5 protein-coding genes are annotated in these 9,025 nt (G+C 63.3%); 3 read left to right on the top strand and 2 right to left on the bottom strand.

Annotated elements, in window-relative coordinates; translation table 11 throughout:
* A partial coding sequence (locus tag AACR77_RS15575; RefSeq protein WP_042882665.1) for a methyl-accepting chemotaxis protein occupies positions 1–1,344 on the bottom strand: 1,344 nt, incomplete at its 3' end.
* Positions 1,345–1,617: 273 nt separating this feature from the next.
* Between AACR77_RS15575 and AACR77_RS15570 the strand changes: the two genes are divergently transcribed.
* The 3 genes from AACR77_RS15570 to AACR77_RS15560 all read left to right on the top strand — a co-directional run bounded on the left by AACR77_RS15570 (position 1,618) and on the right by AACR77_RS15560 (position 8,551).
* Positions 1,618–3,921 (top strand): patatin-like phospholipase family protein, encoded by a 2,304-nt coding sequence (locus tag AACR77_RS15570; RefSeq protein ID WP_042882663.1) that lies wholly within the window; start codon positions 1,618–1,620, stop codon positions 3,919–3,921.
* Positions 3,922–4,150: 229 nt separating this feature from the next.
* Complete coding sequence (acnB, locus tag AACR77_RS15565) at positions 4,151–6,748, top strand: bifunctional aconitate hydratase 2/2-methylisocitrate dehydratase (protein WP_042882661.1); 2,598 nt, start codon at positions 4,151–4,153, stop codon at positions 6,746–6,748.
* Between the two features lie 231 nt (positions 6,749–6,979).
* Positions 6,980–8,551, top strand: a complete 1,572-nt coding sequence (locus tag AACR77_RS15560) for an EAL domain-containing protein (protein ID WP_041213989.1) — start codon at positions 6,980–6,982, stop codon at positions 8,549–8,551.
* Here AACR77_RS15560 and AACR77_RS15555 read toward each other — a convergent pair.
* A partial coding sequence (locus tag AACR77_RS15555; protein WP_042882660.1) for a LysR substrate-binding domain-containing protein occupies positions 8,548–9,025 on the bottom strand: 478 nt, incomplete at its 5' end. The genes AACR77_RS15560 and AACR77_RS15555 overlap by 4 nt on opposite strands.

The raw sequence follows: 9,025 nt of genomic DNA, 5'->3' as shown, positions 1-9,025 counted from the left end.
TTCACCGGAGAGGCCGACGATGCCGTGACGGGCCTGGGCGACCACCTGGGCCCCCGCATCGGCCTGCTCGTTGGCCTGCTTGGCAACGTCGGCGGCGAGAGACGCATTGCCGGCGATCTCGCTGACGGTGGCTCCCATCTCGTGGATGGCGGTAGCGACCTGGACGGTGCGATCCCGCTGGGCGGTGCAGTTGTGCTGGGTGAGCTGGGCCTTGGCGGCCACCTCGTTGGCGGTGGCGGCGAGCTGGCGGGAGTTGCTCGCCACCTGTTCGATGGAGCCGTGGATCTTGGCGACAAAGTTGTTGAAGCCGGTCGCCACCTGGGCCAGTTCGTCACGGCCATCGACCTTGAGGCGATGGGTGAGGTCGCCATCACCGCTGCCGAGTTCGCGGAACAGGCGGGCCAGTTCGTTGAGGGGGCGGCTCACGGAGCCCGCCAGGAGAACGCCGAGCAGCCCCATGCCGACGGCGATGGCCAGGCTGACCAGCACCATGTGCAGGCGCGCTCTGTCCAGTTCGGCATAAATCTCGGCCTCCGGCACCTGGGCCACCAGATACCAGTCGAGCAGGGGGATGTAGCTGCTGGCCAGGATCACGGGCTGGCCGTCGACCTCGGCACGGGTGGCGGCAAAGGGCTGCTTGTTGAGCAGGTTGGTGCTGCTGCCGCTGGCCAGCTGGGTCAGGTTGTCCCGATCGATGCGGGCGGCGTCGGGGTGCAGCTTCACCTTGCCGCTGCCGTCTGTCATGAAGACGAAGCCGCTGTCGCCGATGCGGAAGTTGGCGAGCATGCTGACCATGCTGTCGAGGGATTTGGCGAGGCCGGCGAGGCCGCGTCCGTCGAGCTGCTGGAAGTTGACGAACAGTTTCACCTCGCCGTTGCTCTCCCGAAAGATGCTGAGCATCAGATCCTGGCGGCTCTTGGTGTAGTCATAGAACCAGTTGTCCTGCTCGTGGTTCAGGATGCGCAGAAAACCGTCCTGGTTGTAGTAGGCGGCACTCTGGCGATCGGCGAAGGAGGCGGTGACCAGACCATACTGGCTCGTCATGTCCTTGAGCTGGTTGATGAGGATGGACTCCTGCTCTTTTGGCATGCCGCGCTCGACCCAGTCCAGCACGAAGCGGTCGTTGGCAAGCTGTCTGGCGGCATTGGCGACCGAGGTGAGATCCTTCTCGATCTCCTTGCCGATGCGCTGGGTCAGGTTGGGCAGCTCCTGCTCGAACATGCGGTCCTCGATCAGCTGCTGGGCAGAACGCTGGCTGAAATAGCCCACCAGCAGGCAGGAGAGGGCCACGGCGAGGATGACGGTGACCAGAATTTTCTGTTTCAGTGTCAGGCTTGCGAACATAAGGGTGACTCGGAAGTGTGAACCAGGGTTGAACTCATAATAGCGGCTGATTTGGCGCGCTCTTGAGGCGGCGGGGGCCTTTATTGTCGATTAACGTTTGCGCTCACACCCGCATTGGGCTGGATTGGCGCCCGATTTTGCCAAGACATCATCGCAAGCGGGGCGACCCCTCGCCAGCACCCCGGCTTGCGGTTAAAGTGCTTGCACTTATAGTAGGCTGCACCTGACTGGCGGCCTGCCCGCTCGACTCGCACCGGATTTATGGACTCTCATATGCGCATCTTTCATCGGGGATGGACCCACCTGCTCGTGCTCCTGCTGGCGACCCTGCCGTTCATGGCGGCGGCCGGAGCCAATGATCCCGCGCCTTCGGCCAGAAGCCCGGGGGCAACCAAGATGGATCGTCCGAAGATCGCCCTGGTACTGAGCGGCGGCGGGGCCAAGGGGTCGGCCCATATCGGGGTGCTCAAGGTGCTGGAGGCAAAGCACATCCCGGTGGACATCATCGTCGGGACCAGCATGGGCTCCTATGTGGCGGGCATGTATGCCATGGGGCTCAGCGCCGAGGAGGTGGAGCGCACGACGCTGGCCATCGACTGGAACAAGGGCTATCAGGACAAGGTGGGGCGCGACGAGCTCTCCCTGCGCAAGAAGCAGCAGACCGAAAAGTACCAGCTGCGCACCGACATCGGGGTCAACGGTGACCAGACCCAGTTGCCGGACGGCTTCTTCCAGGGGCAGTCCATGGCCAGCCTGCTGCGCCACGCCACCTCCAACCTGCCGGCGCAAAAGAGCTTCGACAACCTGCCTATCCCCTATCGCGCGGTGGCGACCGACATGGAGACGGTGACCCCCTTCGTGCTGGATCACGGCAGCCTCGCCAAGGCGATGCAGGCCTCCATGTCCATTCCCGGTGCCCTCAAGCCGGTGGAGTGGGACGGCCGCATCCTGGCCGATGGTGGCACGGTCAACAACATGCCGGTGGACGTGGCCAAGGCCATGGGGGCCGACGTGGTGATCGCGGTGGACATCAGCGCCAAGCTGCGTACCCGGGAATCCTTGAAGTCGGGATTGGCCATGATCGATCAGCTCACCACCTACATGACCCAGGTGGGGACCGAAAAGCAGAAGGCGCTGCTCGGCCCCAGGGACATCCTGCTGACCCCCGAGTTCGGCAACATGGGGATCGCCGACTTCGCCCTGATGCCGGAGGGGATCAAGATCGGGGAGGCGGTCGCCAACAGTGCAGCGACCCGGCTCGATGCGCTCTCTCTCTCGCCCGCCGCCTACGCCGACTATCGCAACGGCAAGCTGAGCCGGCGCGCCGAGCGCAGCGGCCAGCCCGCCTACTACATCGACAAGGTGGAGATCATCAACAAGTCGCGCCTCTCCGACGACACGGTGCGGGCCATGCTGAACGTGCGTCCGGACAAGGTGCAGACCTACGAGAGCCTGGAGGCGGGGATCCGTCGCCTCTACGCCCTGGAGTCGTTCGATCGCATCACCTACGAGGTGGAGGAGCGGGACGGGGAGAACGTGCTGGTGGTGGATGCCAGCGAGAAGAACTGGGGGCCGGGTTATCTCAACTTCCAGCTCGGTTTCTCCGATGACTTCGAGAGCAGCTCCAACTACAACGTCGGCATGTCCTACACCCTGACCAACGTCAACGACTGGGGAGGCGAGTGGCTGACCGAGGCGTCCCTCGGGACCGCCAAGCACCTCAAGACCGACTTCTACACCCCGCTGGAGCCCTCCCAGACCTACTTCGGCGAGACGAGCCTGGCCTACGACAAGACCCAGCGACGGGTCTTCTTCCCGGAAGAGAGCAGGTCGTCGTCCGGGGTCAGCTATCTGGACTCCGAGTACAGCTTCACCAGCGTGGATCTCGCCGTCGGCTGGAATCGCCAGCCCTGGAGCCGCTTCTCCCTTGGGCTGGAGGGCAAGATCGGCAGCGTGGAGATCCAGAACCTCACCAACGCGGATGCCGATGCCTCCGCCTGGGGCCCCTACATCCGCTTCGAGCACGATACCCTCGACAGCCGCTACTTCCCCTATCAGGGGGTCTACTGGGACATCAAGGGGGGCTACTCCTACGTCGATCTCGACCCCGCAAACGCGCCCTCCGAGCAGGCCGAGGGGGTGAATTACCGGCTGGTGATGATCAAGCCCTGGTCCTGGGACAGGCACAGTCTCAACCTGATGCTGGAAGGGGGCGGCTCAAGCTCCCAGGAGACGGTACCGCTGTTCGTGCAGGATCTGGGCGGGCTGTTCCGCATGTCCGGCTTCCAACATTACCAGTTGAGCGGTCGATACAGCCTGTTCGGCGGATTGCGCTACATCTACCGGGTGGCGGACAACGACTTCGGTGCCTTCAAGGCGCCCCTGTTCCTCGGGGGCTCCCTCGAGCAAGGGGGGGTCTGGGACAAGGGAGAGGACATCAGCATCGAATCCTCCTATACCTCGGGTTCCCTCTATATGGGGGTGGAGAGTTTCCTCGGTCCCATCTTCCTCGGCTATGGCGTGGCGGAGGGGGGACACGACATGTTCTATCTGCAATTGGGCACTACGTTCCAATAAGGGCAAAATGCTGCCTTTTTGTTAACTCACCTTGGGTGGGCGGCTTGTCACTCTAAAAAAACCTAATGGGTTTATATGGTTATGCTGGTTTGATGAATAACTGCACAGGGTTTGGATTTTAATTAGTCGTTAAAACTTATATAGTGGGGGGCACCCTACGGGTGTCCCGCAAGGACGATCGCCGCGAGCTTGGGCGAACCCCAAAAAAAAGACCAAAGAGGAATTAGTCGTGCTTGAAACATACCGTAAACACGTCGCAGAACGTGCCGCCGAAGGCGTGGTTGCCAAACCTCTGGACGCAGAGCAGGTCGCCGCCCTGGTTGAGCTGATCAAGAATCCGCCCGCCGGCGAACAGGACTTTCTGAAAGAACTGTTGTCCTCCCGCATTCCCCCGGGTGTTGATGAAGCGGCCTATGTGAAAGCCGGCTTCCTCACCGCCGTCGCCAAGGGCGAGGCCCATTCCCCCATCCTGACTGCCGCCGAAGCCGTCGAGCTGCTCGGTACCATGCAGGGTGGTTACAACATCCAGCCGCTGATCGACCTGCTGGACGATGCGACCCTGGCTCCTCTTGCCGCCAAGGGTCTCTCCCACACCCTGCTGATGTTCGACTCCTTCCACGACGTGGAAGAGAAGGCCAAGGCGGGCAATGCCCACGCCAAACAGGTACTGCAATCCTGGGCTGACGCCGAGTGGTTCCTGAACCGCCCGGCCCTGGCCGAGAAGATCACCGTCACCGTGTTCAAGGTGACCGGCGAAACCAACACCGACGACCTGTCGCCGGCGCCGGACGCCTGGTCCCGCCCGGACATTCCGCTGCACGCCCTGGCGATGCTGAAGAACGCCCGTCCCGGCATCACCCCGGACAAGGATGGCGTCATCGGCCCCATCAAGACCATCGATGCCCTGAAAGAGAAAGGTTTCCCGCTGGCCTACGTGGGTGACGTGGTCGGTACCGGCTCTTCCCGTAAATCCGCCACCAACTCCGTGCTCTGGTTCATGGGCGACGACATTCCGTTCGTGCCGAACAAGCGTGCCGGCGGCGTCTGCCTCGGCGGCAAGATTGCCCCCATCTTCTTCAACACCATGGAAGATGCCGGCGCCCTGCCCATCGAAGTGGACGTCTCCAAACTGGAGATGGGCGATGTCATCGACATCTTCCCCTATGAGGGCAAGATCACCCGCCACGGCACCGACGAGGTGCTGGCCCGGTTCGAACTGAAGACCGAGGTGCTGATCGACGAAGTGCGCGCCGGTGGCCGCATTCCGCTGATCATCGGCCGCGGCCTGACCGACAAGGCCCGCGAAGCGCTGGGTCTGCCGTTCTCCACCGTGTTCCGTCGTCCGCAGCCTGTCGCCGACACCGGCAAAGGCTTCACCCTGGCCCAGAAGATGGTGGGCAAGGCGTGCGGCGTGAAGGGCATTCGCCCGGGCACCTACTGCGAACCCAAGATGACCACGGTCGGCTCCCAGGACACCACGGGCCCCATGACACGCGACGAGCTGAAAGACCTGGCCTGCCTCGGCTTCTCCGCCGATCTGACCATGCAGTCCTTCTGCCACACAGCGGCCTATCCCAAGCCCATCGACGTGCAGACCCACCACACCCTGCCTGACTTCATCATGAACCGCGGCGGTGTCTCTCTGCGTCCGGGTGACGGCGTCATCCACTCCTGGCTGAACCGCATGCTGCTGCCGGATACCGTGGGTACAGGTGGTGACTCCCACACCCGTTTCCCCATCGGCATCTCCTTCCCGGCGGGCTCCGGCCTCGTGGCCTTCGCCGCCGCCACCGGCGTGATGCCGCTGGACATGCCGGAATCCGTGCTGGTGCGCTTCAAGGGCGAGCTGCAGCCGGGCATCACCTTGCGTGACCTGGTCCATGCCATCCCCTACGCCGCCATCCAGAAGGGGCTGCTGACCGTCGAGAAAGCGGGCAAGAAGAACATCTTCTCCGGCCGCATCCTCGAGATCGAAGGTCTGCCGACCCTGAAGGTGGAACAGGCATTCGAGCTGGCGGACGCCAGCGCCGAGCGTTCCGCCGCCGGTTGCACCATCAAGCTGGATAAAGAGCCGATCATCGAGTATCTGAAGTCCAACATCGTGATGCTGAAGTGGATGCTCTCTGAAGGCTACGGCGACGTGCGCACCATCACTCGCCGCATCAAGGGGATGGAAGAGTGGCTGGCCAACCCGGTACTGATGGAAGCGGACAAGGATGCCGAGTACGCCGAAATCATCGAGATCGACCTGGCCACCATCAAGGAGCCGATCCTGTGCGCGCCGAACGATCCGGACGACGCCCGTCTGCTGAGCAACGTGGCGGGTGACAAGATTGACGAGGTGTTCATCGGTTCCTGCATGACCAACATCGGCCACTTCCGCGCCGCCGGCAAACTGCTCGAGAAGTATCAGGGCGAGCTGCCGACCCGCATGTGGATCGCCCCGCCCACCAAGATGGACAAGGATCAGCTGACCGAAGAGGGCTACTACGGCATCTTTGGTCGGGTCGGTGCCCGCATCGAAATCCCTGGCTGTTCCCTCTGCATGGGCAACCAGGCGCGGGTAGCGGAAGGGGCCTCCGTGGTCTCCACCTCCACCCGCAACTTCCCGAACCGTCTGGGCAAGGGTGCCAACGTCTATCTGGCTTCTGCCGAGCTGGCCGCGGTTGCCGCCATCATCGGCAAGATCCCGACTGTGGAAGAGTATCTGCAGTATGCCAAGGCGCTGGACGCCACTGCGGCCGACACCTACCGCTACCTGAACTTCAACGAGATCGCCTCCTACACCAAGAAGGCCGATGCGGTGATCCTGCAGCAAGCGGTCTGAGACTCGCCGGTCTGACCACTGAAAATAACAATGCCGCGTCTCGACGCGGCATTTTCCATTTCAGGGGGCTGCGCGATAATGACCCGCCATGCCCAGCAACGGCGTCGTCGATCTGCCTGGTACGCGCGTTGCGCTTTCGTTGTCTGGCCATGATGGCCCCACCGTTTCCTGGTGGGCACTTTTATACCGCGGTACCTGCGAAGCGGGCCCGCGCATTGCGGCGTGGTTGCTATGTTTCTGTTCCGGATTGATCTGGCCCGCATGAAGTGGCGCCTTGGTTGTGCCTTGCTGGTGTTGGCCCTGCCCCTGGTGGTGGGAGGGTGGATGGTGCACGACAGCTACGAGCAGGAGCTGAAGAACGATGCCAGCGCGTCAGCCAGCAAGGCCAGAACCTTGCTGGAGCGCATGCTGGATCAGGCCGAGCGGGCCAACCTCGAGGTATTGCCGCTGGCCGGTCGACCTTGCAGCGACAACCTGTTGCTGCTGCGCAAGCGGGTGGCGCTGGAGCCTTTCCTGCGCTCCATCAATCTGGTGCGACAGGGGATCATCAACTGCACCTCGCTGTTCGGGCCTGCCAGGGAAGTGGATGACGGCTCCCGCTACACGGATCGCAAGTTGCTGCTGATGAGCGGCAACCTGGTGCGCAAGAATCACCCCTTGCTGGTGGTGCGTCAGGAGCGGGGGCGTGATGCGGCACTGAGCGCCATTGACAGCAGCCAGCTCAGTTTCATGCTCACCCTGAGCAGCGATCCCAGCGAGCTGTTCTTGCAGGTGGGGTCCGCCTGGCTCGATGAGTCCGGCCACTTCCAAAGCGATCCGCCGAAACTGCACAGCAAGTTTGCCCTGATACTCGCCTCCCAGCGTTACCCCTTCACCATCCACGCCGGTTATGCCATGCCGATCTACTGGCGTGCCCTGTGGGAGGCTCGCCATCTGCAACTGATCTGGCTGGGAGCCAGTTCGCTGGTGCTCTCACTGCTGGTGTGGTGGCTGCTTGGGCGGCCTGGGGCCCTGACGGACGAGCTGAGACGCGGGCTGCGAGCCAGGGAATTTGTCCCCTATCTGCAACCGCTGATCGCCAGCAAGGGCGGCAAGATGGTGGGAGCCGAGGTACTGATGCGCTGGCAACATGCCACCGAGGGGCTGATCCGCCCCGATCTCTTCATCCCCCAGGCGGAAGAGTCTGGCCTGATCGTGCCCATGACGGTCAACCTGATGAAGACGGTGGCCAAGACACTCCACCCGGTACAGGAGCAGCTGCCCGAGGCATTTCACATCAGCTTCAACATCAGTGCCATCCACTGCCGGGACCTCTCCCTGGTGGCGGAGTGCCGCGACTTCCTCGGCCACTTCGTGCCGGGACGGGTGGTGCTGGTGCTGGAGCTCACGGAGCGGGAGCTGCTGGTGACCAGCCCGCAGACCCTCTCCCTGTTTCGCCAGCTCGACGAGATGGGGGTGCAGCTCGCCATCGATGACTTTGGCACCGGCCACTCCAGCCTCATCTATCTGCAGCAATTCCACGTGGACTATCTCAAGATCGACCGCTCCTTCATCGGCCGTATCGGGACGGAGTCCCTCTCCGAGCACATCGTGGACAACGTCATCGACCTCGGGGGACGGCTGGGGTTGTCCCTGGTGGCCGAAGGGGTGGAGACGGAGCAGCAGGCCGCCTATCTGAGAGGCAAGGGGGTCCAGTATCTGCAGGGATACCTGTTTGCCCGCCCCATGCCGATACGCCAGTTCTGCCGGGAGCTGACTGCGGGAGAGATACAGGTCGCCGCCGGGCGCACCGCCCAGGGCTAGGCCGCGCCCACCAGGCTGTGCAGCCAGTTCACCAGGATGTCGTGGGGGCTGCCGGGTTCGGGAGGGGCGGGGGCGAGCAGGTGATAGCCGGTGCCGTCGGGGACGAAGCCGAGCGGTGCCACCAGCAGACCGGCCTCGATATCGTCGCACACCTGGCGGTAGGGGCCGATGGCGACTCCCAGCCCGGCGACTGCCGCCTGCAGGCTGAAATAGAAGTGCTCGAAGGTCTGACCCGGCACCTCCTCGTCGGCGGGCATGCCTGCGTGCTGCTGCCACTCCAGCCAGGCGCCCGGACGGGTCTTGGTGTGCAGGCGGGGGGCCGTTGGTCTGAGGGCCTGCACATCCCCCCTGGGTTCAAAAAAGTGCGCCACCTTGCCCGGCGGGCAGACAGGGCCGGTCCGCTCTTCGAACAACAACTGGTTGTAGAGCTCGGCAGGCCACTGGAAGTCGTTGCGCCGGATGGCGAGATCGATG

Origin of the sequence: Aeromonas sp. ZOR0002 (assembly GCF_963866995.1) — a bacterium.
Lineage (GTDB): Bacteria > Pseudomonadota > Gammaproteobacteria > Enterobacterales > Aeromonadaceae > Aeromonas > Aeromonas caviae.
This window is presented reverse-complemented; position numbering and strand designations above follow the sequence as displayed.

Excerpts from the sequence above, each read along its gene's own strand:
- AACR77_RS15570 (WP_042882663.1), top strand. The coding sequence starts at position 1,618 with ATGCGCATCTTTCATCGGGGATGGACCCACCTGCTCGTGCTCCTGCTG.
- AACR77_RS15560 (WP_041213989.1), top strand. The coding sequence starts at position 6,980 with ATGTTTCTGTTCCGGATTGATCTGGCCCGCATGAAGTGGCGCCTTGGT.